This window comes from Actinosynnema mirum DSM 43827 (genome assembly GCF_000023245.1).
GTDB classification, from domain to species: domain Bacteria; phylum Actinomycetota; class Actinomycetes; order Mycobacteriales; family Pseudonocardiaceae; genus Actinosynnema; species Actinosynnema mirum.
Map to the genome: position 1 here is coordinate 908551 of NC_013093.1, position 23725 is coordinate 932275.

Genomic DNA, 23725 nt, shown 5'->3' on the forward strand with positions numbered 1-23725 from the left:
TTACTTCAGGTAACACATATTTTGGGGAGGGCGCAGTGGCGAGGCAGCTCAAGGCCACCGACCGGGAGAAGACCGCGGAACGCCTGCTCAACTCCTCGGCGGCCAGGTCCTACGACCCCGAGGTGGACATCGACTGGTCCGCTCCGCTGGCCGACGGCCTGCTCTACCTGCCCGAGCACCGGACCTCGCTCTACGGCACCGAGCTGTGGGCCGGGCTCAGCCGCGAGCAGCGCGTCGAGCTGGGGCGGCACGAGGTCGCCAGCGTCGCCAGCGTCGGCCTGTGGTTCGAGGTGCTGCTGATGCAACTGCTGCTCAAGGACGTCTACTCCGGCGACCCGACCAGCAGGCACGTCCAGTACGCCCTCACCGAGATCGGCGACGAGACCAGGCACTCCACGATGTTCGCGCGCATGGTCGAGCGGATCGGCTGCCCCGCGTACGGGCCGGGCAGGCGGGTGCACCGGCTGGGCAGGCTGCTGCCGGTGCTCGGCTACGGGCCCGCCGTCTACGCGGCGATCCTGGTCGCCGAGGAGGTCCTGGACCGGTTGCAGCGGGAGATGACCGCCGACGAGGGCGTGCAGCCGCTGGTGCGCATGGTCAGCCGCATCCACGTGCTGGAGGAGGCCCGCCACGTGCGCTTCGCCCGCGAGGAGGTGGTGCGCGGGGTGCGCGGGCTGAGCCGGGCCGAGCTGCCCTACCAGCGGTGGCTGCTGGCGGTGGTGGCCATGCACATCACCCGCTCGCTGATCCACCCCGAGGCGTACCGGGCGGTCGGGCTGGACCCGGTCGAGGCCACGCGCGCGGCGGCGGGCAACCCGCAGTGGCGCGAGACGATCCGGTGGGCGGGGGAGCGGGTGGTGGCGTTCCTGGACGAGGTCGGGCTCGTCGGGGCTCCGGGCGGGTACGCGTGGCGGCGCTCGTTCTTGCTCGGGTGAGCGGTGTGGGAGCCCTTTCCCCAGGCTCCCGCACCACCACGTCAGTGCTGCAGGGGGAACCCGCCGCCGATGCCCTTCCACGCCAGGTTGGAGATCAGCGTCACCGCGTCCTCCTTGGGGATCGCCCGGTCACCGGCCAGCCACGAGCGGGCCGTGACCTGGCTCAGCCCGACCAGGCCGGTGGCCAGCAGGCGCGCCCGGTGCTCGTCGAGACCCGCGTCCGAGGTGATCGTCTCGGTGATCGCGTCCACGCTGTCCGCCGTCGCCCGCTCCACCGCCGACGCCACCGCGGGCTCGCCGCGCAGGTCCGACTCGAACACCATCCGGAACGCCTGGCCCTGGTCGTCCACGAAGTCGTAGAACGCGGCCACCGCCGCCCGCACCCGCTGCTTGTTGTCCGTGGTCGACCCGATCGCGCCGCGCACCCGCGCGACGAGCCCGTCGACGTGCGACTCCAGCAGCGCCATGTACAGCTCCAGCTTGCCGGGGAAGTGCTGGTACAGGACCGGCTTGCTCACCCCGGCGCGCTCGGCGATCTCGTCCATCGCCGCCGCGTGGTAGCCGTTCGACACGAACACGTCCTGCGCCGCGGCCAGCAACTGGGCGCGTCGCGCGGTCCGCGGCAAGCGCACGCCGCGCCCGGCGGAGCCACCGTTCTGCCCGACCGTCTGGGCCGTCTCCGTCATCAGCGTGTCCTCCTGGCGCACCGAGCCATGCGCCGATCCTCGTCGTGCCCGCGAGCGGGCTGGAACCGTTCGGCCACCCGTCAACCTTACTCGCTGGTAGGAGCCTCGCCCGTGAGCTTCCCCCGCACGGCCCGTTTCACGCTTCCCCGGCGCAGGCATCCTGGAGGGGTGACCCAGCCGCAGGAGGCGACCCGCACCGCCCTCACCCGCGTCCCCCTGTCCACCACGGCGCTCCCGCCGCTCGACACCGCCATCCCGCCGTGGCCGGGCGAGCAGGTCCAGGTCGACGGGCACCGGCTGCACGTCCGGACCACCCCCGGTCCCGACGGCGCCGACACCGCCGTCTACGTGCACGGCCTCGGCGGGTCCTCGACCAACTGGACCGACCTGTCCGGGCAGCTCGCGGGCCACGTCGACGGCCGCTCGGTCGACCTGCCCGGCTTCGGGCGCTCCGAGCCGGTCGACGGGTACCCCTACAGCATCGCGGCGCACGCGCGGGCGGTCACCCGCTACCTGGAGTCCCTCGGCAGGCCCGTTCACCTGTTCGGCAACTCCATGGGCGGCACGATCTCGCTCGTGATCGCCGCCACCCGCCCCGAACTGGTGAAGTCGCTGGTGCTCGTCTCGCCCGCCATGCCCGACCTGCGCCTGTCCACCAGCCGGATGGCCGACCCGCTCATCGCGCTGGCCTACCTGCCGCTCGTCGGGCGCACCGCGCGCAAGCGGTTGGCGCAGGTCAGCCACGAGGAGCGGGCGCGGCAGACGGTGCGGCTGTGCTTCAGCGACCCGTCGGTCGTGCCGGACAACCGGATCGCCGAGAGCGGTCGCGAGGTCGCCGAGCGGGCCACCCAGGCGTGGGCGTCCGCCGCGCTCGGGCGCAGCACCACCGAGCTGGTGCGCTCGTGGCTGCTGCGCGGGCCCAGCTCGCTGTGGCTGCTGCCGCCCGAGGTCACCGCGCCGACCCTGGTCGTGTGGGGCGCAGACGACCGGCTGGTGAGCGTGCGCAAGGCCCCCAGGCTGACCAGGGCGCTGCCGCGCGGGCGGATGCTCGTGCTGCCGCGCACCGGGCACGTGGCGCAGATGGAGCGCCCCGTGCTGGTCGCGCGCGCGGTCGCCGGGATGTGGGAGGCGGGGGACCGCTGGTGAGCGCCGGACCCGCCCTCCCCGGTCGTGGTGGGATCAACCGCGAGCGCCCGCTTGTGGCACCCTGTGCCCCGTGAACCGGACGTCAGGTGAACGGCGCGGACCGGCTCCCTCCCCAGATCCCGCCCGGTCGTCGCTCACCGAGGACCGCTACCGCAGGGGCGCGCGCCGCACGGCGGGCGAGCCGCTCGCGGCGGCGTGGGAACCGGACGGCGCGAAGCCGCGCAAGCGCAAGCGGAGCATCAAGAACCTCATCGGCAACTACGGCTGGCGGATCTACGCCGTGCCGGTCCTGGTCGTGCTCACCGCGCTGGTCGTGCTCGACACGGCCGCGCAGGACGACCAGGGCGGCGGCGTCGCCCAGCAGGGCGGCGGGCTCGGCCAGGACCGCTCCGAGCAGGCCGAGGACCACCCGAAGGTCGACGAGACGCCGCCCGCCAACACCGCGCTGGTCGACATCCCGACCGCGGTGCTGCCCGAAGGCCCCTCCTACACGGAGCAGGGCGCGGGCACCTGGGAGGTCGTCCAGGGGCGCACGGAGAAGGCGGGCGACGGGCCGCTGCGCAAGTACGCGATCGAGATCGAGGTCGGGATCAACCCGATCGACCACGGCGGCGACGTCACCACGTTCGCCAGGACCGTCGACGCCTACCTCGCCGACCAGCGCAGCTGGGTGGGCACGGGCAACGTGTCCATGCAGCGGGTCGACGACGGCTCCGAGGACTTCCGGATCAGCCTGACCAGCGTGCAGACCACGCACGGGCTGTGCGGCAACCAGATCCAGTACGAGTCCTCCTGCTACAACCCGGACCGGGAGAAGGTCGTCATCAACGTCTCCCGGTGGGTGCGCGGGGCGAAGGCGTTCAGCAACGACATCGCCAACTACCGGCAGTACGCCATCAACCACGAGGTCGGGCACGCGCTCGGCAAGGGGCACGAGGCGTGCAAGGACGACGGTCGGCCCGCGCCGGTGATGATGCAGCAGACGTTCGGGGTGGCCAACGACTACGTGGCCAAGCTGAACGAGGTGGACGCCAGCAACCGGGGCGCCGTGCCCGCCGACGGCAAGACCTGCACGCCGAACGCGTTCCCGGTCGCGCCGCAGTGAGCGGCCCGCCGCCCGCCTTCCCCGCCCACCTGGTGGGACGGTTTTCCACGCGGGAAGACGGTGGGGGAGTCTGGTGTTGTCCAGTGGTGCCAGGACGTGTTCGTCGAGGAGGAGCAGCATGGCGCTTCCGCCGCTCGTGGAGCCCGCAGCGGAGCTGACCAAGGAAGAAGTGGCGCGGTACAGCCGCCACCTGATCATCCCCGACGTGGGCGTCGACGGTCAGAAGCGGCTGAAGAACGCGAAGGTCCTCGTGGTCGGCGCGGGCGGTCTCGGCAGCCCCGCGCTGCTGTACCTGGCCGCGGCCGGGGTCGGCACGCTCGGCGTCGTGGACTTCGACGTCGTGGACGAGTCGAACCTCCAGCGCCAGGTCATCCACGGCCAGTCCGACATCGGCAAGCCCAAGGCCGAGTCCGCGCGCGAGTCCGTCGCGGAGATCAACCCGTTCGTCAAGGTCGTGCTGCACCAGGCGCAGCTCACCTCGGAGAACGCGCTGGAGATCTTCCGGGACTACGACCTGATCCTGGACGGCACGGACAACTTCGCCACCAGGTACCTGGTCAACGACGCCGCCGTGCTGCTGGGCAAGCCGTACGTGTGGGGCTCGATCTTCCGGTTCGAGGGCCAGGTGAGCGTCTTCTGGGAGGACGCCCCGAACGGCCAGGGCCTGAACTACCGCGACCTCTACCCCGAGCCGCCGCCGCCCGGCATGGTGCCGTCGTGCGCCGAGGGCGGGGTGCTGGGCGTGCTGTGCGCGTCCATCGGCTCGATCATGGTGACCGAGGCGATCAAGCTGCTGACCGGCATCGGCGACCCGCTGTTGGGCAGGCTGATGGTGTACGACGCGCTGGAGATGTCGTACCGGACGATCCGCATCCGCAAGGACCCGGAGAGCCCGAAGATCACCGAGCTGATCGACTACGAGGCGTTCTGCGGGGTCGTCTCCGACGAGGCGCAGCAGGCCGCGGCGGGGCGCACCATCACGCCGCTGGAGCTCAAGCAGAAGCAGGACGCGGGCGACGACTTCGTGCTGGTCGACGTGCGCGAGCCGCACGAGTACGAGATCGTCCGCATCCCCGGCTCGGTGCTGATCCCCAAGGACCGCATCCTGTCCGGCGAGGCGCTGGCCGAGCTGCCGCAGGACAAGCCGATCGTGCTGCACTGCAAGTCGGGCGCGCGCTCGGCGGAGGCGCTGGCGGCGCTGCACCGGGCCGGTTTCGCGGACGCCGTGCACGTCGGCGGCGGCGTGCTGGCCTGGGCGCGGCAGATCGACCAGAGCCTGCCGACGTACTGAGCCCGCCGATGTGCTGAGCCCGCCGACGTGCTGAGCCCGCCGATCACGCGGTGACGGCCCGCCGAGGGCCGTGACCGGTGACGTCGACCTCCCGCCCCGGACCTGGACCAGGTCCGGGGCGGGGTCGTGTCCGGGGCAGGGTCGTGTCCAGGGGCGGTTCGCGTCCGGGACGCGGGGTCGTGCCGGGGCGGCCGGTTCGTGTCCGGGGGCGGTGCGGTGCACGGGTGCGGCGCCTGGGACCCTGCGGCTCGGGTGCGACTGCCAACTGTTAACTGTCAACACCTGGCGGTGCAAGTCAGGGGTTCGGCCGCGAGCCCCGCACCGCTTCGGCCACAGCCCTGGTGCCGCCGCGCCGCGGGTGGTATGCGCCCCGCCGGACCGCCGCCCACCTGCGCAGACCGCCCCCGTGCGGGTTGCCCGGCACCTCCCGCGTTCGACCGCTCGGGGCGGGTGTTCACCCCTGCGCGCGGCGATCGTCGCCGTGCGTAGGCAGTTTGACCGGCTGGAACCGCACTGGTGCGGCTTGTGACGAGATGTGCCACACCAACACGAGCCTGGCCCGGGTCCACCACACGGAGCGCTGTTGCAGGTAGCGTGCGGTCCCGTGACGCCGACCCCGGAGCCTCCCCCGTCGCACGTGCGCGCCGCGTTCGGCGCGCGGGACGTCGAACCGGAGTTGATCGACGGCGGCCCCGCGTGGCGGTGCGGCGAGGCGGCCATCCGGCCCGCGGGCAAGCCAGCCGAGGCCACCTGGGTCGCCAAGACGCTGGACGCGCTCGACGTCGAGGGCCTGCGGGTGGCCAGACCGCTGCGGTCCACCGACGGTCGCTACGTCGTCGGCGGCTGGGCCGCGACCAAGTACCTGTCCGGCCGCGCCGAGCCCCGGCACGACGACGTGGTCGAGGTGGCCGTGCGGCTCCACGAAGCCACGGCGGGCATGACCAAGCCCCGCTTCCTCGACGCCAGGACCGACCTGTTCGCCGTCGCGGACCGGTGCGCGTGGGACGACGAGCGCACCGCGCTGCGCCCCGAGCTGGGTGGTCGGCTGTTCGAGCTGATGACCTCCTACCGCAAGCCGATCACGGCGAAGCCGCAGGTCGTGCACGGTGACCTGTTCGGGAACGTGCTGTTCGCGGGCGACGCCCCGCCCGCCATCATCGACTTCGCCGCCTACTGGCGACCCGCCCCCTACGGCGCGGCCGTCGTGGTCGTGGACGCGCTCTCCTGGGGCGGCGCCGACCGGGGCCTCGTCCAGCGCTGGTCGCACCTGGAGGAGTGGCCGCAGGTCCTGCTGCGCGCGCTCCTGTTCCGCCTGGCAGTGCACGCCCTGCACCCCCAGTCCAGCGCCCGTTCGCTGGTCGGGCTGGAGCGGGCGGCGGGCACCGTGGTCGAGCTGCTCTGAGCCGAACGGCCGGTGCCGGAGCCCCCGCCACGGGTGACCTCACCGCGCGGGCCGGGCCGCTGCGCAGGCAAGTTCGCTTCCCCGAAACACAGCACTGTGCCGAGTTAACAGCCGGTTCCTACCGTCGTCCGGGTGACCGACACCCACTGCCCGTACTGCGCGCTCCAGTGCGCGATGACGATCGTCGACGGCGAGGTGTCGCCCCGCGAGTTCCCGACCAACCGGGGCGGGCTCTGCCAGAAGGGCTGGACGTCCGCCGCGCTGCTCACCTCGCCCGCCCGGCTGACCACCCCGCTGGTGCGCGACCGGTCGCCGGACGGGGCGCGCGGCGAGCTGAGACCGGCCTCCTGGGACGAGGCGCTCGACCTCGTCGCGGGCCGCCTCGTCGCGCTGCGCCGCGACCACGGGCCCGACTCGGTGGGCGTGTTCGGCGGCGGCGGGCTCACCAACGAGAAGTCGTACCTGCTGGGCAAGTTCGCCCGCGTCGCCCTCGGCACCTCCCAGATCGACTACAACGGCCGGTTCTGCATGTCCAGCGCGGCGGCGGCCGGGACGCGCGCGTTCGGGCTCGACCGGGGGATGCCGTTCCCGGTCACCGACCTGGACGACTCGGGGGCCGTCCTGCTGGCGGGCGGCAACCCGGCCGAGACCATGCCGCCGTTCGTCCAGCACCTGCGCGGCGCCGCGCTCGTCGTCGTGGACCCCCGGCGCACCGCCACCGCCGAGCTCGCGGCCGTCCACCTCGCGCCCGCGCCCGGCACCGACCTGGCCCTCGCGCTCGGCCTGCTGCACGTCGCCGTCGCGGACGGGCACCTGGACAAGACCTACGTCGCCGAGCGCACCACCGGGTTCGACGACGCCTGGCGGATCGCCGCGACCTGGTGGCCCGAGCGGGTCGAGCGGGTCACCGGGGTGCCGGTCGCCGACCAGCGCGCGGCGGTGCGGCTGCTCGCCGAGGCCGACCGCGCCCACGTGCTCACCGGGCGCGGCACCGAGCAGCACGCCAGCGGGGCGGACGCGGTGTCGGCGTGGATCAACCTCGCCCTCGCGCTCGGCCTGCCCGGCACGCCCGGCTCCGGGTACGGCTGCCTCACCGGCCAGGGCAACGGGCAGGGCGGGCGCGAGCACGGCCAGAAGGCCGACCAGCTGCCCGGCTACCGCAAGATCACCGACCCGGTGGCCCGCGAGCACGTCCAGCGGGTCTGGGGCGTCGACGAGCTCCCAGGGCCCGGCAGGTCCGCCTACGAGCTGCTCGACGCCCTCGGCCAGCCGGACGGGCCGAAGGCGCTGCTGGTGTTCGGCAGCAACGTCGTGGTGTCCGCGCCCCGCGCGGGCCACGTCGCCGACCGGCTCGCCGCGCTCGACCTGCTCGTGGTGGCCGACCTGGTGCTGTCCGAGACGGCCGCGCGGGCGGACGTGGTGCTGCCGGTGACGCAGTGGGCCGAGGAGAGCGGCACCATGACGAACCTGGAGGGCCGGGTCCTGCTGCGGCAGCGGGCCGTGCGGGCCCCGGACGGGGTGCGCAGCGACCTGGAGGTGCTGCGCGGGCTCGCCGAGCGGCTCGGGCAGCCGGGGGAGCGGTTCCCGGTGGAGCCCGAGGTGGTGTTCGAGGAGCTGCGGCGCGCCTCCGCCGGGGGGCCCGCCGACTACTCCGGGGTCAGCTACGCCCGGCTCGCGGCGGGCGAGGCGCTGCACTGGCCGGTCGTGCCGGACAGCACGCCCCGCGTGTTCCTCGACCGGTTCGCGCACCCGGACGGGCTGGCCAGGTTCGCCGCCGTCGACCACCGGGGGCCCGCCGAGCCGCCGGACGCCGACTACCCGCTGCAGGCCACCACCGGGCGGGTGCTCCAGCACTACCAGTCCGGGGCGCAGACCCGGCTCGTGGCCGAGCTGGTCGCGGCCGAGCCGGAGGCGTACGTGGAGGTGCACCCGGACACCGCGGGGCGGGCCGGGCTCGCGCACGGCGGGATGGCGGCGGTGGTGTCGCGGCGGGGGCGCACCCTCGCGCGGGTGCGGTGCGTGGCGTCGATGCGGGTGGACCTGGTGTTCCTGCCGTTCCACTTCCCCGGCGACGGGCGCGCGAACCTGCTGACCAACCCGGCGCTCGACCCGGTCAGCCGGATGCCCGAGTTCAAGGTGTGCGCGGTCCGGTTGGAGCGGGTGTGACGGCGGGGCGGCGGTTGTCGTGCCGGGGTTCGTCGGCGTCGCCGGCGCGGACCGGTTGGAGCGGGTCTGACGGCGGGGCGGCGGCTGTCGTGCCGGGGGTCGTCGGCGTCGCGCTTCCGGTTGGTCGGTGGGTCGGTTCCGGTGTGGTGCCGGGTGGCTTCGTGCGGCGGTGGGGTGGGTCCCCACCCGCCGGCGCGGGTGGGAGGTCGGGAACGTGAGGCGCGTCGTCGTCGTGGGCCATGGCATGGCGGGCGCCAGGTTCGCCGAGGAGGTGCTGCGGCGCGACCCCGGCGGGGAGCGGGTCGGGCTCACCCTGCTCGGCGCCGAGCGCCACCCCGCGTACAACCGGGTGCTGCTCTCCAGCGTCGTCGCGGGCTCGCTGCCGCCCGAGTCGGTGCGGCTGCACGCCCCCGACTGGGCCGAGCGGTCCGCCGCGGACCTGAGGCTGGGCGCGTCGGTCGGCAAGGTCGACCGGGTGCGGCGGGTCGTGCAGGTGGACGACGGCGAGGTGCCCTACGACGCCCTCGTGCTCGCCACCGGGGCCCGGCCGTGGCTGCCGCCGGTCGCGGGGCTGGTCGGGGTGGACGGGGTGCTCGCGCCCGGCGCGGTCGCGTTCCGGACCCTGGACGACTGCGCCGCCATCACCTCGGCGGCCAGGCCCGGCGCGCCCGTCGTGGTGCTCGGGGGCGGGCTGCTCGGCCTGGAGGCCGCGCGCGGGCTGGTGGCGCGCGGGTGCCTGGTGACCGTCGTGCACCCCCGGTCGCACCTGATGGAGCGGCAGCTCGACGCGGGCGCCGGGCGGGTGCTCGCCAGGGCGCTGGGCGGGCTGGGCGTTGAGCTGCGGCTGGGCGCGGTCGCCGAGCGGTACGAGCCCGGCGAGGGGCTGCGGCTGGCGGACGGGACGCGGCTGGCCGCCGACCTGCTCGTGGTGGCGGCGGGCGTGCGGCCCGCGGTGGAGCTGGCCGCGCAGGCCGGGATCGCCGTGGACCGGGGCGTGCTGGTGGACGACGCGCTGCGCACCGACGACCCGAGGGTGCACGCCATCGGCGACTGCGCCCAGCACGAGGGCGCCCCGACCGGGCTGGTGCAGCCCGCGTGGGAGCAGGCCGCCGTGCTCGCCGACCGGCTCACCGGGACCGACCCGGCCGCCCGGTACCGGGGTGGTGGGGCGGTGACCCGGCTCAAGGCGCGGGACGTCGACCTGGTGGCGCTGGGCGAGGTGCACGTGGGCGTGGACGACGAGCGGGCCGAGGTGCTGGCGCTGGAGGACCCGGCGCGCGGGCGGTACGCGAAGCTCGTGCTGCGCGACGACCGGGTCACCGGGGCGATCCTGCTGGGCGTGCCGGACGCGGCGGCGGCGGTGACCCAGCTGTACGACCGGGGGCTGCCCGCGCCGTCGGACCGGCTGGGGCTGCTGCTGGGGCGCGCGCTGCCCGCCGGGGCGGTCGCGGAGGCGAGTCCGGCGGACCTGCCCGCGGGGGCGGTGGTGTGCCGGTGCAACACGGTCAGCAAGGGGCAGCTGGTGAGCGCCTGGCGGGCCGGCGCGCGTTCGGCGCCGGGGTTGGTGGAGGCGACTCGTGCCGGCACGGGGTGCGGCGGGTGCCGGGACGCGGTGTGCGGGATCGCGGATTGGCTTGCGGCGGCGGAACCCTCGACCGCGTCAGCGGTCGAGAACCAGCGATCAGCTGTACGCGGGCTATGAGCGCCACCCCCGAAGCCAGCCCCCGACTCACCGCAGGCGCGACTGCTTGCTGGACCACAAGCTCAGCGGTCGCCCCGGTGACCCCCGCGCTCTTCCCTCCCAAGCTCCCCCCTGCCCGGCGGTCGCCCCGGTGACCCCCACGTTCTTCCCTCACAGCTCCCCGCCACCCGGTGTGCGGGGGAATTGCCCGACACGACACGCGATCGCACGTCGGGGTAACCGCGGCTCCTTAGGTTGCCCCACAAGCGATCGGTGGTTCTGGAGGTCTCGATGAGCACGGTGCACGAGGATCGGGGCGCGGTCGCGCGGAGCAGGCGCGGCGGGCGGTGGATCGACCGGTGGGAGCCCGAGGACCCGGAGTTCTGGGCGCGCGAGGGCAGGCGGGTCGCGCGCAAGAACCTGGTGTTCTCCGTCCTCGCGGAGAACCTCGGCTTCACGGTGTGGAGCCTCATGAGCATCGTCGTCGTCAGCCTCGGCCAGGTCGGGTTCGCCTTCACGGTCGGGCAGACCTTCTGGCTGCTGATCGTGCCCAACCTGGTGGGCGCGGTGCTGCGGGTGCCTTACACGTTCGCGGTGCCCCGCTTCGGCGGCCGGGCGTGGACGGCGTTCAGCGCGGGGATGCTGCTGATCCCGTGCGCGATGCTCGCGTACGCGGTCAGCACGCCGGGCACGCCGTACTGGTTCTTCCTGCTCACCGCCGCCACGACCGGGTTCGGCGGTGGGAACTTCTCCTCGTCGATGGCCAACATCTCGTTCTTCTACCCGGAGGGCAAGAAGGGCCTCGCGCTCGGCCTGAACGCGGCGGGCGGCAACCTCGGCGTGGCGATGGTGCAGCTGGTCGTGCCGATCGTGATCACCTGGGGCGCCGGGATCAACCTGGCGTACGCGGCGCTGGTGTGGATGCCGTTCGTGGTCGTGTCCACGGCCTGCGCGTGGTTGTTCATGGACAGCCTCACCGAGGCCAGGCCGGACGGCACCTCCTACCGGCTGGCGATGACCAACCGGCACACCTGGGTCATGTCGCTGCTCTACATCGGCACGTTCGGCTCGTTCATCGGCTTCTCGTTCGCCTTCCCGTCCCTGATCAAGCTCAGCTTCGCCGAGCAGAAGGGGTTCGTGGCGCTGGCGTTCCTCGGCGCGCTCATCGGCTCGGTGACCCGGCCGTTCGGCGGCTGGCTCGCGGACCGGCTCGGTGGCGCGCGGGTCACCGTCGGCGTGTTCGTCGGGCTCGCGCTGGGGTGTGCGGGCGTGCTGGTGAGCGTGGAGACGCGCAGCTTCCCGCTGTTCTTCGGCTCGTTCATCGTGCTGTTCGTGCTGACGGGTCTGGGCAACGGCTCGACCTACCGGATGATCCCGGCGATCTTCGCGACGCAGGTCGCGGACGCCGCCTCCGCCAAGCGGCAGGCCGCCGCCGTGGTGGGCATCGCGGGCGCGGTCGGGGCGTTCGGCGGGGTGCTGGTCAACCTGGTGTTCAAGTTCTCCCTGGAGGGCGGCAAGACCCTCGCGCCTGCGCTGACGGCGTTCCTCGGGTTCTACGCGCTGTGCGTGGTCACCACGTGGTGGTTCTACCTCCGGCGCGTCTCGTTCGGGCGGGTGCCCAGCCTGGCGCACGCCGGGATCTGACGGCGGGATCTGACGGCGGACCCCCACGCGTGTCCGAATTGATCAAAAAAGTGTGAGCACGGCCACAAAAAAGGCGCTCGAAAGGGTGAGCGGCGGTGCGGTCCCGCGATCTCGCGGGACCGCCAACCGCGCAGGTGGAACGCTGAATTCCGGGGTTTTCCGGAATGCGCCGGGCTATTGGAAAACGAACGTTCGTACGGCAGAAACGCCCGACCGCGTGGTGAGGGCGGCGCGCCGCCCACCGGAAGCGCGGACCCCGCGCACAAGCCCCTGACGTGCGGTGTGAGCGCGCTTTAACGCTCGCGAAACTCGCACGTCTTTCCAGCGATACCGTTCCCGGTGAGCATTTCTCCGGGTCGGAGGAGGTTGGTTTCGATGACGCGGACGCTTCTGGTCGTCGGTCACGGCATGGTCGGTCACCGCCTGGTCCAGGCGGTGCGGGAAAGGGACGTCGACGGGGCCTGGCGCGTGGTGGTCCTGGCCGAGGAGCCCAGGGCCGCGTACGACCGGGTCGCGCTCTCCAGCTACGTCGACACCTGGGACGCGAGCGGCCTCGCGCTGGAGCCGCACGACGACGCGGTGGAGCTGCGCCTCGGCGAGTCGGTCACCGGGGTCGACCGCGCCGCCAAGCGCGTGCGCACCTCCACCGGTGCCGAGCTGGCCTACGACGCGCTCGTGCTGGCCACCGGGTCCAGCCCGTTCGTGCCGCCCGTCCCCGGCCGGGACCTGCCCGGCTGCCACGTCTACCGCACCATCGACGACCTGGACGCGATCCGGGCGACCGTCGACGCGGCGCGCCTGCGCGGAGCCGGGCAGCGGGGCATGGGCCGCCGCGCGGGCATGGTCCTCGGCGGCGGGCTGCTCGGCCTGGAGGCCGCGAACGCCCTGCGCGGCATGGGGATCTCCCCGCACGTGGTCGAGCTGGGCCCGCGCCTGATGCCGCTGCAGATCGACGAGGGCGGCGGCGCGCTGCTCAAGCGCATGGTGGAGAAGCTCGGCCTGACCGTCCACACGGGAGTCTCGGCCACCGCCGTCACCCGCGACGGCGACCGGCTCGCCGCCACCCTGTCCGACGGCCGCGAGCTGGACCTGGACGTCGTGGTGTTCTCGGCGGGCATCCGGCCCCGCGACGAGCTGGCCCGCGCGGCCGGGCTCGACGTCGGACCGCGCGGCGGCGTCGTCGTGGACGGCGGCTGCCGCACCTCCGACCCGGACGTCTACGCCATCGGCGAGTGCGCGCTCGTCGGCGGCGTGGTGTACGGGCTGGTCGCCCCCGGCTACGCCATGGCGGAGGTGGTCGCGGACCGGCTCCTCGGCGGCGCGGCCGAGTTCCCCGGCGCGGACACCTCCACCAAGCTCAAGCTCCTCGGCGTCGACGTCGCCTCGTTCGGCGACGCGCACGCCACCTCGCCCGGCGCGCTGGAGGTCGTGGTCAACGACGCCGTCGCCGGGACCTACGCCAAGGTCGTCGTGTCCGACGACGCCAGGACCCTCCTCGGCGGCGTGCTCGTCGGCGACGCCTCCAAGTACCCGGCGCTGCGCCCGCTCGTCGGCCGCCCGGTGCCCGGCGACCCGGTGTCCCTCATCGGCGCGGCGGCGGCCGAGCTGGCGCTGCCCGCCGACGCGCAGGTGTGCTCCTGCCACGCGGTCACCAAGCAGCAGGTCACCGACGCGATCACCAGCGGGCGGGCCGTGGACGTGCCGGGCATCAAGGCGTGCACCAAGGCGGGCACCGGGTGCGGGTCGTGCGTGCCGATGCTGAAGAAGCTGCTGGCGGAGTGCGGGGTCGAGCAGTCCCGCGCGCTGTGCGAGCACTTCCCGCAGTCCCGCGCCGAGCTGTTCGAGATCGTCCGCTCCACGGGTGTCGGCACGTTCAGCGAGCTGGTCGCCCGGTACGGCAGCGGGCGGGGGTGCGACCTGTGCAAGCCCGCGGTGGCGTCGATCCTGGCGTCGCTGGAGAACGGGCACATCCTGGGCGGCGAGCAGGTCACGCTCCAGGACACCAACGACCGGTTCCTGGCCAACATCCAGCGCAACGGCACCTACTCGGTGGTGCCGCGCATCCCCGGCGGCGAGATCACGCCGGAGAAGCTGATCGTGATCGGCGAGGTGGCCCGCGACTACGGGCTCTACACGAAGATCACCGGCGGGCAGCGGATCGACCTGTTCGGGGCGACCGTGGACCAGCTGCCGCTCATCTGGCGGCGGCTGGTGGACGCCGGGTTCGAGTCCGGGCACGCCTACGGCAAGTCGCTGCGCACGGTGAAGTCGTGCGTCGGGTCGACGTGGTGCCGCTTCGGCGTGCAGGACTCGGTGGGGCTCGCCATCGAGCTGGAGCTGCGCTACCGGGGGCTGCGGTCGCCGCACAAGTTCAAGTCGGCGGTGTCCGGGTGCGCGCGCGAGTGCGCGGAGGCGCGCGGCAAGGACTTCGGGGTCATCGCGACGGAGAACGGGTGGAACCTGTACGTCGGCGGCAACGGCGGGTTCACGCCCCGGCACGCTGATCTTCTGGTGTCCGACGTGGACACCGGGATGCTGATCAGGATCATCGACCGGTTCCTGATGTTCTACATCCGCACGGCCGACAAGCTGCAGCGCACCGCGCCGTGGATCGAGTCCATGGAGGGCGGGCTCGACCACCTGCGCGACGTGGTCGTGCACGACAGCCTCGGCATCTGCGCGGACCTGGAAGCGGCGATGGCCAAGCACGTCGACTCCTACGCCGACGAGTGGCGGGGAGTGCTGGACGACCCGGAGAAGCTGGCGCGGTTCACGTCGTTCGTGAACGCGCCGGGAGCGCCGGACCCCACGATCTCCTTCCGCGAGGAGCGGGGCCAGCGCGTGCCGGTCGTGCTCGGAATCCCGGAGGTGGCCCGATGACAGGAGTGTGCCCCATGGCTCCAGCTACGCCCATGGCCCAGGTGGTCCCGATTGCCCAGGTGGGCCCGGTTGCTCCGGTGGGCCCGGTGGTCCCGGTGTGCGACTTGAGCGCGTTGCAGCCCGAGCGCGGAGTCGCGGCGCTGCTGCCGGATGGGACGCAGGTCGCGGTGTTCCTCACCAGCGACGGGGGGTTGCACGCGCTGGGCAACGTGGACCCGTTCAGCGGGGCCGCGGTGCTGTCGCGGGGGATCGTCGGGGACCGGGGTGGGGTTCCGGTGGTGATCTCGCCGTTGTACAAGCAGGCTTTCGAGCTGAGCACCGGGAGGTGCTTGGACGACCCGGCGGTCGTGGTCGAGTCGTACCCGGTGAGCGTGGTGGAGGGTGTTGTGCGGGTGGGAGCGCCGTGACCGGGGGTGTGGCGGGCGGGGGTGCTGCGGGCGGGGGTGTGGCGGGCGGGGGTGCTGCCGCTGCCGGGCCGCTCGCGGGGTTCACGGTGGGGGTCACCGCGGCTCGGCGGGCCGAGGAGCTGGTGGCGCTGCTGGAGCGGAAGGGCGCTGCGGTGCTGCACGGGCCCGCGATCCGGATCGTTCCGCTGCACGACGACGCGAAGTTGTTGGAGGCCACCGAGCTGGTGCTCGCCCGGCAGGTCGACGCGGTCGTGGCCACCACCGGGATCGGGTTCCGGGGGTGGGTCGAGGCCGCGGAGGGGTGGGGGCTCGGGGATCGGTTGTTGACGGCGCTCGGGGACGGGTTGCTGTTGGCGCGGGGGCCCAAGGCTCGGGGGGCTGTGCGGGCTGCCGGGCTGGTGGAGGACTGGTCGCCTTCCAGCGAGTCCAACGCCGAGCTTCTGGAGCATTTGTTGGGGTTGGGGGTGGCGGGGAAGCGGATCGCGGTGCAGTTGCACGGGATTCCGCTGCCGGAGTTCACCGGGGCGTTGCGGGAGGCCGGGGCCGAGGTGGTGGAGGTCCCGGTCTACCGGTGGACCGGGCCCGCTGACCCGGGGCCGTTGGAGCGGTTGTTGGAAGGGGTGCTGTCGGGGCAGGTGGACGCGATGACGTTCACGTCCGCGCCTGCGGCGGCGTCGGTGCTGGAGACGGCCCGGCAGATGGGGCGGTACGAGGAGGTGCTCGCCGCGTTGCGGCGGGTGCTGGTGGTGTGCGTGGGGGCGATCGCGGCCGGGCCGCTGGTGGCGGTGGGGGTTCCGGTGGTGCAGCCGGGGCGGGCGCGGATGGGGGCGTTGGCTCGGGAGGTGGTGGTGGAGCTTCCGGCTCGGGCGGTTCGGGTTCCGGTGGAGGGGCGGGAGATCGAGCTGCGGGGGCAGGGGGTGCTGGTGGACGGGGAGTTGCGGCCGGTCGCGCCCGCGCCCATGGCGGTGCTGCGGGCGTTGGTGGAGGCGCGGGGGCGGGTGGTGTCGCGGAAGGAGTTGTTGGCGGCGTTGCCGGGGGGTGGGGAGGAGCACGCGGTGGAGACGGCGGTGGGGCGGTTGCGGACTGCGCTCGGGGATCCGGGGGTGGTGGCGACCGTGGTGAAGCGGGGGTACCGGTTGGCCGTCGAGCCGTCGCGGTTCGAGTGCGGTGGGGTGGCGGTGTGAGCGCGGGTGGCACGTTGGTGCTGGTGGCGCACGGGACTCGGCATCCGGGTGGGGGTGTGGTCGTCGAGGAGATCGCGCGGTTGGTTCGGGAGCGGGGTGGGGTCGACGTTCGGGTTGCCTACGCGGATGTGCGGCAGCCTGATGTGACTGCGGTGCTGCGGGAGGTTCGGGGGCCCGCGGTGGTGGTCCCTGCCTTTTTGGCGGCTGGGTATCACGTGCGGGTTGATGTGCCTGCGCAGGTTGTGGCGTCCGGGCATCGGGATGTGGTGATCGCCGAGCCGATCGGGGCGGCGGTGGTGCCTGCGGTGGTGGAGCGGTTGCGGGAAGCCGGGTGGAGGGAAGGGGACCCGGTGGTGCTCGGGGCGGCTGGGTCTTCGGATGCTCGGGCTTTGGGTGAGGTTCGGAAGGTTGCGGAGGTGCTGGCCCAGTGGGTTGGGGGGCCGGTTCGGGTTGGGTACGCGGCTACGGCTTCGCCTCGGATTGGGGAGGTGGTGGCTGAGGTTCGGGCTGCGGGGGCTGCGGGGGCTGCGGGGGCTGCTGCGGCTGGTGCGGCTGGTGCGGCTGGTGCGGCTGGTGGCGGGTCGGGTGGGCGGGTTGCGGTGGCGTCGTGGTTGTTGGCGCCTGGGGTTTTTCACCGGGGGATGCGGGAGTGCGGCGCCGAGATCGTGTCTGAGCCGATCGGTGCGCATGAGCGGGTGGTCGAGGCGGTTTTGCTGCGGTATTACGAGGGGCGTCGTTCGCGGTGGGCGGCTTGAGGAGCGGCGGTGGACAGGGCTTCTCTCTCCCCCGCGTGCCTCAGGTGCCGCAGTGCGGCGTACCGGTGGGGCAGTAGTGGGTGCGGGGACGTCCCTAGAGCGCCGGAGGGCCTAGTTCAGCGCCTTCAGGAGGGTCTTCAGCGTCTCCCCGTTGAGGGAGAACGGGAAGACGCCGGTGTTGGAGACCGTGGCGGTCTCGACGACGGTTCCATGACCGAGCTGGAACCAGCGGTAGTCCCAACTGGTGTTCGCCCTGATGTAGGAGGCGTCGCCGGACGGCTTGTCCTTGTGCAGGGGCGTGATCATCAGCGCGTCCTTGCCGTCGGCCTTCAGGTTCGTCCTGAGGACCACGTGCTTCTGGTGCTTGAACATCACGGTCATCCCAGGGGTGTACTTCGCCATGCTGTGGATCGACTCCTTCGGTTGAGAGCTGTCCACCATAGGGATCCGGTGGGGAGAACCGCAGGCGAATATTTCTGGTGATCTTCGCTGCTTGGCGAGTTGCAAGATCAAGAGCTGAAGGGCACGCCTCGCCGGCGGGGCAGACCTCCAAAAAAGAGGGGGACGGGCTCTGTCGGCCGGTGACCGTTGGTCCTGTGGTCCCGTTTACCACTGCGGTGGGCGGGGTCCCTCTTCTCCGTGTGGCCTCCTTTCAGGCAAGCACGCTCGTCAAGACGCCGTATGACTCGGGCGGTCTGCCGTGGCAGTGCGGCGGCATCTTGACAAGCGTGCTCGGGCTTCGCCAGGCCAAACGGAGAAGAGGGACGCGGGATTGGGCGGCTGTGGGCTCGCTGCGCTCGCCCCGCAGCCCGCGAGTGCGGTGATGGTCCGGGCTTGCGTGCCTCACCCGTTCGGGTGTCCAGGTGGCTGCTGCTGATGGCCGTGGCGGCTATGGGCCGACCTTGTTGGGGATCAAGGTGGGGAGTGGCGTGGTGCCGCGGCGGGTTAGCAGGTAGGCGTAGAGGGCGCCTGCTAGGCCGCTCAGGCAGACCAGCATTCCGCTCAGGCGGCCTGCCAGGGGGATGGTGTTGTCGGACACCGTGCTTGCGGATTGGAGCAGGGTGTCTGCCGTCGTGTTCGCCTTCACGAGTACGCGCACGATTTCGTTCTCGCTGTGGCCGCAGCCGTCCAGCTTGGCCTCGTGGCGGGTGCCGTTCAGGTCGTACGCGACCTGGTCGAAGGCCTCCGGGCCGCTGCAGGGGGCCGGGGTTGTCACGGTTGCCTCGGTCAGGGCGCCCTCGGCTGTGGATTCCGGCCAGGACAGGGCGACCACCACCGCTACCGCGGCGAGGCCGACGACGAGGAGCACAAGCGCCCACCGGACGGGGTTGAGCCGAAGCGCCACGGGTGGATGTTGGCAGACGGCGTGTCGGGTTGTCGTGGGGGCGTGGGTGTGCGTTCGGGGGCGGAGCTGAGGGTGGGCTGAAGGTCGGCGGACGTTCCGGGGCGATCGGTCGCAGAATGGGAGCTGTGCCAACTGCTGCCAGGGTGCTGGTGATCGAGGACGCGGAGGCTATCGGGGCCGCGGTGGGCTCGGCCCTGCGCGAGCAGGGCTACCAGGTGCGGGTCCGGCCCGACGGGCGTGACCTGGAAGGGGAGTTGACGAGATTTCGGCCTGACCTCGTCGTGCTGGACGTGATGCTCCCAGGGCGTGACGGGTTCGCGCTGCTGGAGGTGATCCGGCGGGGGAGCGGGGCCGGTGTGGTGATGCTCACGGCTCGGGACGGGGTGCAGGACCGGCTGCGCGGGCTGGACCGCGGGGCCGATGACTACGTGACGAAGCCGTTCGTGCTCGCCGAGGTGGTGGCGCGGGTCAGTGCGGTGCTGCGGAGGTTGGGGCGCACGCCGTCGACCGTGCAGATCGGGGATCTGGTCGTCGACGCGGACTCGGCTGTTGTCGTGCGCGGGAACGCGCAGGTCGAGCTGACGGCCACCGAGCTGCGGCTGCTGCGGTACCTGGCGGCGCAGCGGGGGCGGGTGGTCGGCAAGACGCAGATCCTCACCGCGGTGTGGGGGTACGAGGACTACGACCCGAACCTGGTCGAGGTGCACGTCAGCGCGTTGCGCCGGAAGCTGGAGGAGCACGGGCCCCGGCTGCTGCACACGGTCCGGGGACTGGGGTACGTGCTGCGCGCGGAGGACTCGTGAGCCTGCGCACGGTGTCGCTGCGGCGCCGGGTCACGGTGTCGTCGGCGGCGGTGCTGGCGGTGGTCGTGCTCGGGCTGGTGCTGCTGGTGGACTCGCAGTTCGAGGCGCAGTCGCGGCGGGACATGGACGCGGTGCTCCAGGACAAGGCGCGCGCGGCGCAGCAGTTCGTGAAGCAGCGGGTCCGGGGCGCGGAGCTGGTGAACCGGCTGGAGAACCGCGGCGTGCGGGTGCTGGTGGAGCTGCCGAGCGGGCTGAAGTTCGGGCAGGAGCCCAGCGGGGACGTGCGGCGGGAGGTGACCCGGAACCTCGCGGACGGGTCCACGGTGACGCTGTACGCGGACACGAGCGTGCTGTCGGCGGCGCAGTCGCGGCTGCGGAGCGTGCTGGTGACCGGGGGGCTCGCGGCCATCGGCGGGGCCGTGGTGGCGCTGGTGTGGGTGGTGCGCCGGGCGCTGGCGCCGCTGGACGCGATGACGACCCTGGCCCGCTCGATCGCGGCCGGGCGGCGCGGGCACCGGCTCAACCCGTCGCGGGTGGAGAACGAGCTGGGGCGCACGGCGGCGGCGTTCGACGACATGCTCGACTCGCTGGAGGGGTCGGAGCAGCGGACCAAGCGGTTCGTGGCGGACGCGGCGCACGAGCTGCGCACCCCGATCGCCGGGGTGCAGGCGGTCGCCGAGGCGCTGGTGCAGAGCTCGTCGGCGGAGGAGCGGGAGCAGTTCAACCTGCTGCTGGTCCGGGAGGCGCGGCGGGCCGGGCGGCTGGTGGACGACCTGCTGCAGCTGGCGCGGATAGACGCGGGGCTGGAGCTGCAGGTGGGGGCGGTGGACCTGCTGGGGCTGGCCGAGGCGGAGGTGGCGCGCAGCCGGTTGCTCGCGCCGGACCTGGACGTGGAGGCCGAGGGCGAGCGGGTCGTCGTGGTGGCGGACGCGGAGCGGTTGGCGCAGGTGCTGGTGAACCTGGTGGACAACGCGCGGCAGGCCACCGGGCGGGAGGGCGTGGTGCGGCTGCGGGTGTGGCGGGCCGGGGACCGGGCCTGGCTGACCGTGTCGGACAACGGGCCCGGCGTGCCGCTGCTGGAACGGGAGCGGATCTTCGACCGGCTGGTGCGGCTCGACGAGTCGCGCGATCGGCGGCGGGGCGGGTCGGGGTTGGGGTTGTCGATCGCGCGGGGTGTGGTGCGGGCGCACGGCGGCGAGCTGACCTGCCTGGCCCCGCAGATGGGGCGACCGGGGGCGACGTTCCGGGTGGTGCTGCCGATCGGGCCTGAGGAAGGGCCTGGGGAGAAGCCCGTTGAGGCGGACGAGAAGGCTTCCGAGGGGACGACCGTGGAGGCGGAGGGCCCCGAGGGCGGAGAGCGGGACTAGGGGGGTCTCGGAGGGGCGTTGTGGCCGGCGTCCGGCGAGCGCTGGGCGCGCACCTCTTGCAGCGCGGCCTCCTTGGACTCCCGGTGGGCCCGCACGCCGCCTCTTCCGTAGACGCCCCAGAAGATCGTGGCCGCGATGGCGACCGTGATGATCGGGCCCGTGCTCACCTCGAAGCCGCCAGCGCGGTAGCTGGGCACGAGGACGCCGAACAGCAGGGCCGCCGCGGTGGTCACCGCGAGGACGAGGGCGGGTTCCTTCCAGGCGGGCTTGCCGCTTTTCGGGGCCTGCGCCGCTAACTCCCGGCCGGCGGTCTGGGGGCGGTTCGGGTCGGGGTCGCTGGTCATGGGCTGCGGGTACCCCGCCGGGGCCGTCCCACGCGGGACGGCCCCGGACGCCCAGGTCAACGCCGGACGAGCTCGTCCTCCTCCGGCGGCGTCACCTTCTTCACGTACAGCAGCTTGTCGCCCGCCTCCACCGCGTCCGCCTCGGCCGCGTCGATGCGGTACAGCTTCCCGCCCCGCACCACGCCCAGCACGATGTCCGACAGGTGCCGGGGCGAGCCGCCGATCTCCTCCGGCTCGACGTCGCGCTCCGCGATCGCCAGGCCCGAGTCCGGGGTCAGCAGGTCCTCCACCATGTCGACCACGGTCGGCGTCGCGGTGGCCATGCCGAGCAGGCGGCCCGCCGTCTCGCTGGAGACCACCACCGAGTCCGCGCCGGACTGGCGCAGCAGGTGCTCGTTCTCCCGCTCCCGCACCGCCGCCACGACCTGCGCGCCGTCTCGGGCCAGCTCGCGGGCGGTCAGGGTGACCAGCACGGCGGTGTCGTCGCGGTTCGCCGCGACCACCACCGCCCTCGCCCTGGGCACCCCGGCGACCTTCAGCACGTCGTTGCTGGTCCCCGAGCCGAGCACGGTCACCAGGCCGATGGCCGAGGCCGCGTCGAGCGCCGACTGGGCGGTGTCCACCACGACGATCGAGCCGGGATCGGTCCCGTCGCCGAGCAGGGCGCTCACGGCGGAGCGGCCCTTCGTCCCGTACCCGATGACGACCACGTGGTCGCGCACCTTGGTCCTCCACTTCTGAATGCGCAGGGCCTGGCGTGAGCGCTCGGTGAGCACTTCCAGGGTCGTGCCGACCAGGACGATCAGGAACAGCACCCGCAGCGGGGTGATGACGAGCACGTTGATGAGCCTGGCCGACGAGCTGGCCGGGGTGATGTCGCCGTACCCGGTCGTGGACAGCGAGACGGTCGCGTAGTAGACCGCGTCGAGCAGCGACAGGCCGTCGCCGTTGACGTCCCGGTAGCCGTCCCGGTCCAGGTAGACGATGAGCACGGCGGCGATCAGCGCGGCCAGCGCGCCGATCACCCGCTTCATGATCGCCTGGACCGGGCTCTCCACCGTGTCCGGCATCTTGACCACGCCCACGAGGGAGTGGCCGGGGCGCTCGCTGAGCGGTTCCCCCATGAGGTGCTTCATCACGCCGGCGGCTCCCCGCCCGCGAGCCTGCCCGGCAGGGTGCGCCACAGCACGGCCAGCGCCTCGGCCCCGGAGAGCAGCAGCGGCACGACGACGCGCTCGTCGGGCGCGTGGATGTTGTCGTCGGGCAGCGCCACGCCGAAGTAGACCACCGGCACGCCCAGCGTCTCGTGCAGCACGGCGGCGGGACCGGAGCCGCCCGTGCGGCTGAACCGGACCGGCTTGCCGAGGGCGCCCTCCAGGGCGTCGCGGACCGCGCCGACCGCCGGGTGCGCGACGTCCACCGCGTACGGCGGCACCCCGTCGCCCCGGCTGACGATCTCGGCGCGCAGCCCCTCGGGGGTGTGGGCGTCGACGAACCCGCGCAGCGCCTCCGCCACGTGCTCGGGGCGCTGGCCGGGCACCAGCCGGAACGACAGCTTCACGCGGGCGTCGGCGGGCACGACGGTCTTCAGACCCGGCCCGGTGTAGCCCGCGACCAGGCCGTTGACCTCGGCGGTGGGGCGCACCCAGACCCGCTCCAGGGTGGACCAGCCGGTCTCGCCGGACAGGCCGCGCGCCCGGCCGGAGTTGGTCAGCCACACCTCCTCGTCGAAGGGGAGCGAGGCGTAGTCGGCGCGCTCGACGTCCGTGGGCAGCACGACGTGGTCGTAGAAGCCGGGGAGCTGGACGCGGCCGTCCTCGTCGTGCAGGGCGGCGACGAGCCTGGCGAGCGCGGTGGCCGGGTTGGGGATGCTGCCGCCCGCCCGGCCGGAGTGGACGTCGGTGACACCGCCGGTGAGCACGACCTCGGCGCCGTAGACGCCGCGCTGGCCGGTGCACACGGTCGGGGCCTCGCGGGAGTACAGCGGGGTGTCGGTGAAGACCACCAGGTCGCAGTCGAGGTCGGCCCCGTGGTCGGCGAGGGTGCGGGCGATGTGCGGGGAGCCGCCCTCCTCCTCGCCCTCGACGAACAGCTTGAGCGTGACCGCCGGGGTGGTGCGGCCGGTCGCGGCCAGGTGGGCGCGCACGCCCAGCAGGTGCATGGCGACCTGGCCCTTGTCGTCGCTGGCCCCGCGACCGAACAGCTCCTCCCCGACCAGGGTGGGCGCGAACGGGGGACGGGTCCACCGCTCGACCGGGTCAACCGGTTGCACGTCGTGGTGGCCGTAGACCAGCACGACGGGCGCGTCCGGGTCGGCGGACGGCCAGTGGGCGTAGACGGCGGGCTGGGCTGGCCCCTCGTCCCAGACGCGCACGTCCGGCCAGCCGTCGGCGCGCAGCGCCTCGGCCAGCCAGGCGGCCGACCTGGCGACGTCGCCGTGGTGCGCCGGGTCGACCCCGATGGAGGGGATGGCGAGCCAGTCCCGCAGACCGGCGAGGAACTCGTCGGCCCGCACGGTCGTCGCCGCGCGCTCGGGGGGCTCGGGATGTTCGGAATTTTCCGGATCACCGCTCACGGTGCGGGA

20 protein-coding genes are annotated in these 23725 nt (G+C 73.3%); 14 read left to right on the forward strand and 6 right to left on the reverse strand.

Going from position 1 to position 23725, the window contains the following annotated elements; translation table 11 throughout:
• Positions 1 to 35: 35 nt before the first annotated feature.
• Positions 36 to 935, forward strand: a complete 900-nt coding sequence (locus AMIR_RS04150; protein ID WP_012783452.1) for an AurF N-oxygenase family protein — start codon at positions 36 to 38, stop codon at positions 933 to 935.
• Between the two features lie 41 nt (positions 936 to 976).
• Here the strand turns inward: AMIR_RS04150 and AMIR_RS04155 are convergent, their stop codons facing one another.
• Positions 977 to 1621, reverse strand: a complete 645-nt coding sequence (locus AMIR_RS04155; protein WP_012783453.1) for a TetR/AcrR family transcriptional regulator — start codon at positions 1619 to 1621, stop codon at positions 977 to 979.
• Between the two features lie 168 nt (positions 1622 to 1789).
• Here AMIR_RS04155 and AMIR_RS04160 point away from each other — a divergent pair, with 168 nt between their 5' ends.
• The 11 genes from AMIR_RS04160 (at position 1790) to AMIR_RS04210 (ending at position 17282) form a co-directional block, all read left to right on the forward strand.
• A complete protein-coding gene (locus AMIR_RS04160; protein WP_041836571.1) occupies positions 1790 to 2767 on the forward strand; it encodes an alpha/beta fold hydrolase in 978 nt (325 codons plus the stop codon).
• A 70-nt stretch (positions 2768 to 2837) separates the two neighbouring features.
• Positions 2838 to 3872 (forward strand): DUF3152 domain-containing protein, encoded by a 1035-nt coding sequence (locus tag AMIR_RS04165; RefSeq protein ID WP_012783455.1) that lies wholly within the window; start codon positions 2838 to 2840, stop codon positions 3870 to 3872.
• Positions 3873 to 3990: 118 nt separating this feature from the next.
• A complete protein-coding gene (moeZ, locus tag AMIR_RS04170) occupies positions 3991 to 5163 on the forward strand; it encodes an adenylyltransferase/sulfurtransferase MoeZ (RefSeq protein WP_012783456.1) in 1173 nt (390 codons plus the stop codon).
• Between the two features lie 604 nt (positions 5164 to 5767).
• On the forward strand, positions 5768 to 6565 hold the full coding sequence (locus AMIR_RS04175; protein ID WP_118945366.1) for a TIGR02569 family protein: 798 nt from the start codon (positions 5768 to 5770) through the stop codon (positions 6563 to 6565).
• Between the two features lie 132 nt (positions 6566 to 6697).
• Positions 6698 to 8731, forward strand: a complete 2034-nt coding sequence (locus AMIR_RS04180; protein ID WP_012783458.1) for a molybdopterin oxidoreductase family protein — start codon at positions 6698 to 6700, stop codon at positions 8729 to 8731.
• Positions 8732 to 8945: 214 nt separating this feature from the next.
• Entirely contained in the window at positions 8946 to 10433 is a 1488-nt protein-coding gene (locus AMIR_RS04185) for an FAD-dependent oxidoreductase (RefSeq protein ID WP_012783459.1), read from the forward strand.
• A gap of 270 nt (positions 10434 to 10703) precedes the next feature.
• Positions 10704 to 12056: an MFS transporter gene (locus tag AMIR_RS04190; RefSeq protein ID WP_012783460.1), complete on the forward strand. Its 1353-nt coding sequence runs from the start codon at positions 10704 to 10706 to the stop codon at positions 12054 to 12056.
• Positions 12057 to 12431: 375 nt separating this feature from the next.
• On the forward strand, positions 12432 to 14936 hold the full coding sequence (nirB, locus tag AMIR_RS04195) for a nitrite reductase large subunit NirB (protein ID WP_012783461.1): 2505 nt from the start codon (positions 12432 to 12434) through the stop codon (positions 14934 to 14936).
• Positions 14937 to 14950: 14 nt separating this feature from the next.
• Positions 14951 to 15343 carry a nitrite reductase small subunit NirD gene (gene nirD, locus AMIR_RS04200; RefSeq protein WP_012783462.1) on the forward strand — a complete coding sequence of 131 codons (393 nt, stop codon included), beginning with the start codon at positions 14951 to 14953 and terminating at the stop codon, positions 15341 to 15343.
• A gap of 38 nt (positions 15344 to 15381) precedes the next feature.
• On the forward strand, positions 15382 to 16527 hold the full coding sequence (locus AMIR_RS04205; RefSeq protein ID WP_012783463.1) for a uroporphyrinogen-III synthase: 1146 nt from the start codon (positions 15382 to 15384) through the stop codon (positions 16525 to 16527).
• 56 nt (positions 16528 to 16583) lie between these two features.
• A complete protein-coding gene (locus AMIR_RS04210) occupies positions 16584 to 17282 on the forward strand; it encodes a sirohydrochlorin chelatase (protein WP_245554582.1) in 699 nt (232 codons plus the stop codon).
• Positions 17283 to 17393: 111 nt separating this feature from the next.
• On the opposite strand, the gene AMIR_RS04215 is transcribed toward AMIR_RS04210, so the two are convergent.
• Positions 17394 to 17684, reverse strand: coding sequence for a hypothetical protein (locus tag AMIR_RS04215; RefSeq protein ID WP_143760634.1), 291 nt, complete (start codon positions 17682 to 17684; stop codon positions 17394 to 17396).
• Between the two features lie 487 nt (positions 17685 to 18171).
• Complete coding sequence (locus tag AMIR_RS39980) at positions 18172 to 18627, reverse strand: hypothetical protein (protein WP_041836574.1); 456 nt, start codon at positions 18625 to 18627, stop codon at positions 18172 to 18174.
• A gap of 116 nt (positions 18628 to 18743) precedes the next feature.
• On the opposite strand from AMIR_RS39980, the gene AMIR_RS04225 reads away from it, so the two are divergent.
• Together AMIR_RS04225 and AMIR_RS04230 are read left to right on the forward strand one after the other, a co-directional pair.
• Positions 18744 to 19430 carry a response regulator transcription factor gene (locus AMIR_RS04225; RefSeq protein WP_012783467.1) on the forward strand — a complete coding sequence of 229 codons (687 nt, stop codon included), beginning with the start codon at positions 18744 to 18746 and terminating at the stop codon, positions 19428 to 19430.
• The gene (locus tag AMIR_RS04230; protein ID WP_012783468.1) at positions 19427 to 20797 is read left to right on the forward strand and encodes a sensor histidine kinase; all 1371 of its coding nucleotides are present in this window, start codon (positions 19427 to 19429) and stop codon (positions 20795 to 20797) included. Before AMIR_RS04225 ends, AMIR_RS04230 begins: the two co-directional genes overlap by 4 nt.
• Here AMIR_RS04230 and AMIR_RS04235 read toward each other — a convergent pair.
• From AMIR_RS04235 to AMIR_RS04245, 3 genes are read right to left on the reverse strand one after another with little or no spacing between them, the layout of a single operon-like run.
• Entirely contained in the window at positions 20794 to 21141 is a 348-nt protein-coding gene (locus AMIR_RS04235; RefSeq protein ID WP_012783469.1) for a hypothetical protein, read from the reverse strand. The genes AMIR_RS04230 and AMIR_RS04235 overlap by 4 nt on opposite strands.
• A gap of 56 nt (positions 21142 to 21197) precedes the next feature.
• Positions 21198 to 22277, reverse strand: coding sequence for a potassium channel family protein (locus tag AMIR_RS04240; protein WP_012783470.1), 1080 nt, complete (start codon positions 22275 to 22277; stop codon positions 21198 to 21200).
• The gene (locus AMIR_RS04245) at positions 22277 to 23716 is read right to left on the reverse strand and encodes a M20/M25/M40 family metallo-hydrolase (RefSeq protein WP_012783471.1); all 1440 of its coding nucleotides are present in this window, start codon (positions 23714 to 23716) and stop codon (positions 22277 to 22279) included. The genes AMIR_RS04240 and AMIR_RS04245 overlap by 1 nt, the downstream gene beginning before the upstream one ends.
• Positions 23717 to 23725 lie beyond the last annotated feature (9 nt).

What these genes read in the sequence shown, in the direction of transcription:
- AMIR_RS04155 (WP_012783453.1), bottom strand. Translation starts at nt 1,621, where the DNA reads ATGACGGAGACGGCCCAGACGGTCGGGCAGAACGGTGGCTCCGCCGGG.
- moeZ (WP_012783456.1), top strand. Translation starts at nt 3,991, where the DNA reads ATGGCGCTTCCGCCGCTCGTGGAGCCCGCAGCGGAGCTGACCAAGGAA.
- AMIR_RS04190 (WP_012783460.1), top strand. Translation starts at nt 10,704, where the DNA reads ATGAGCACGGTGCACGAGGATCGGGGCGCGGTCGCGCGGAGCAGGCGC.
- nirB (WP_012783461.1), top strand. Translation starts at nt 12,432, where the DNA reads ATGACGCGGACGCTTCTGGTCGTCGGTCACGGCATGGTCGGTCACCGC.
- nirD (WP_012783462.1), top strand. Translation starts at nt 14,951, where the DNA reads ATGGCTCCAGCTACGCCCATGGCCCAGGTGGTCCCGATTGCCCAGGTG.
- AMIR_RS04215 (WP_143760634.1), bottom strand. Translation starts at nt 17,684, where the DNA reads ATGGCGAAGTACACCCCTGGGATGACCGTGATGTTCAAGCACCAGAAG.
- AMIR_RS04225 (WP_012783467.1), top strand. Translation starts at nt 18,744, where the DNA reads ATGGGAGCTGTGCCAACTGCTGCCAGGGTGCTGGTGATCGAGGACGCG.
- AMIR_RS04235 (WP_012783469.1), bottom strand. Translation starts at nt 21,141, where the DNA reads ATGACCAGCGACCCCGACCCGAACCGCCCCCAGACCGCCGGCCGGGAG.
- AMIR_RS04240 (WP_012783470.1), bottom strand. Translation starts at nt 22,277, where the DNA reads ATGAAGCACCTCATGGGGGAACCGCTCAGCGAGCGCCCCGGCCACTCC.